Below are 2,224 nucleotides of genomic sequence, written 5' to 3'. Positions count from 1 at the left end.
TCGGCTTCGTCGAGCACGAGAATCTCCACGCCCGACAGGTCCACCGTTTTTTGCTGCATGTGGTCGAGCAGACGTCCCGGCGTGGCAACGAGAATGTCGACGCCGCGCGCGAGCTGCTTGACCTGCGGCACCATCGACACACCGCCGAACACGGTCATCGACGTGAGACGCAGATACTTGCCGTATTGGGTCACGCTCTCCTCGACCTGGGCCGCCAGCTCGCGCGTGGGGGTCAGCACGAGCGCGCGCACCGGGCGCTTGCCGTTGGCCGCCGCCGGACGCGCGCGCGCCGAGAGCATTTGCAGGATGGGCAGCGTGAAGCCGGCGGTTTTGCCGGTGCCGGTCTGGGCGCCGGCGAGGAGATCGCCGCCTTGCAGGACGGCCGGAATCGCTTGCAGTTGAATCGGAGTCGGGTGGGTATAGCCGAGGTCGGCGACCGCACGCAGGATGTCGGCCGACAGGCCGAGCTTTTCAAAAGACATATATAGACCAATGCGCGGACTCCACGATGTGTGTCCCCGCGCGTATCGATGTTGTTTGTTCTTGATGGAATGCCCGCGTCGGGCGTGCAACGGGCGTCACGCTCATGTGGGCGACGCGCCTGAAGACGCCGGCAAGACGACCCGCCGGGGAATGAGAAACAAGTGGCTTGGCGGGCGAGGCCGTCGCGGGTACGGCCGTGTCTTGAAAGCACGTAGTTTACCATGCGGCCATCCGCAAGTCAGTGAGCGCCGGAGAAACGCCTGCCCGCACCCCGGACATGCGCGAGCCGCTACACTCACGTCATTGCCCCAACCGCCGTTGCGCCAACGCCCCTACCGTGCGATTCGACCTGACCGATTTGCGTTTGTGCCTGCTGGTGGCCGATGCCGGCAGTATCACGGGCGGCGCCGAGCGCGCCCATCTCACGCTCGCTTCCGCCAGCGCTCGCATCCGGGGGCTGGAGGAGACGCTGGGCGTGGCGTTGTTCGAGCGCCATCGGCAGGGGGTGATTCCCTCGCCTGCCGGACGCGCCCTGCTCGCCCACGCTCGCCGCGTGCTCGCGCAGATCGAGCAGATGCGCGGCGAGCTGGGCGAATACGCCGCTGGTCTCAAGGGCAACGTGCGCATCGCCTCCAACACGGTCGCCATGTCGGAATTCCTGCCCGACTTGCTCGGGGCCTTTCTCGCCAACCATCCGAACGTGGAAATCTCGCTGCGCGAGCAGACCAGCCCGGCGGTCGTGCAAGCCGTGCTCGAGGGCGCGGCGGACGTCGGCGTGGTCTCCGACTGGATAGAGCTCACCGGCCTCGAGACCGTGCCCTTCCGTCAGGACCGGCTGGTCGTCGTCACGCCGCCGGGCCACGCGCTGGCCACACGGCAAGCACTCAACTTCATTGACGTGCTCGACGAGGAATTCATCGGCCTGCCGGAGCCAAGCGCATTGGCCGAGCATCTCGACGGCCATGCGAAGCAGGCCGGACGCCCCTTGCGCTACCGCCTGCGCCTGCGCGACTTCGACAGCCTGTGTCGCGCCGTGGCGGCCGGCGCCGCGCTGGGCATCGTGCCGCTCAACGCCGCGCGCCGCTGCGCCACGCTGGGCATCGGCATCGTGCCGCTGTGCGACCCGTGGGCGCTGCGCACGCTGGTGCTGTGCGTGCGCGAGCGCGACGCCCTCCCCGTCCACGCACGCCAGTTGCTCGACCATCTTCAGGCGCCGGGCGCGGACACCGGCCCCCCCTTCGACACGCCCGGCACGCCCGACACGCCCGACACTCACGAAGCATGCGACACCCATCAAACGCACGGTGTGCGGGATGCGAACGCCTCCGGCAACCCGAACATCGCCATCGGCATAAGCAAAAACGGCACGACGTAATCGTCGTGCCGTGGGGGCCGCGTCGCGGGTGCCGCCCGTTAGCCCGTTACATGGCCGCCGGCGTCGACTTGCCGCGTCCGCGCAGCAGCGCGTACAGGATGATGGCGCCGAACGTGGCGCAACCGATGCCGCCGAGCGAGAACGCCCCGAACTTCAGCGTGAAGTCACCGGCGCCGAGCACCAGCGTGACCGCCGCCACGATCAGGTTGCGGTTATCCGAAAAGTCGACCTTGTTCTGCACCCAGATGCGCGCGCCGGCCACCGTGATCAGACCGAACACGACAATCGACACACCGCCGAGCACCGGGCCCGGGATCGTCTGGATGATCGCGCCGAACTTCGGCGAGAAGCCCAGCACCAGGGCGA

At 68.0% G+C, this 2,224-nt stretch carries 3 protein-coding genes; 1 reads left to right on the top strand and 2 read right to left on the bottom strand.

Features of this window, described 5'->3' with window-relative positions; genetic code table 11:
- The coding region (locus W930_RS0124965) for a DEAD/DEAH box helicase (protein WP_028731404.1) at nucleotides 1–482 on the bottom strand (482 nt) is incomplete at its 3' end.
- A 338-nt stretch (nucleotides 483–820) separates the two neighbouring features.
- Between W930_RS0124965 and W930_RS28835 the strand changes: the two genes are divergently transcribed.
- A complete protein-coding gene (locus W930_RS28835) occupies nucleotides 821–1,858 on the top strand; it encodes a LysR substrate-binding domain-containing protein (RefSeq protein ID WP_023872536.1) in 1,038 nt (345 codons plus the stop codon).
- Between the two features lie 46 nt (nucleotides 1,859–1,904).
- Here the strand turns inward: W930_RS28835 and W930_RS28830 are convergent.
- Nucleotides 1,905–2,224 (bottom strand): solute carrier family 23 protein (locus W930_RS28830; RefSeq protein WP_036656445.1); only part of this gene is annotated, 320 nt, incomplete at its 5' end.

Origin of the sequence: Pandoraea sp. E26, from assembly GCF_000681415.1 — a bacterium.
Taxonomy (GTDB): domain Bacteria; phylum Pseudomonadota; class Gammaproteobacteria; order Burkholderiales; family Burkholderiaceae; genus Pandoraea; species Pandoraea pnomenusa.
The sequence above is the reverse complement of the archived record's forward strand: the minus strand, read 5'-3'. Positions and strand labels throughout refer to the sequence as shown.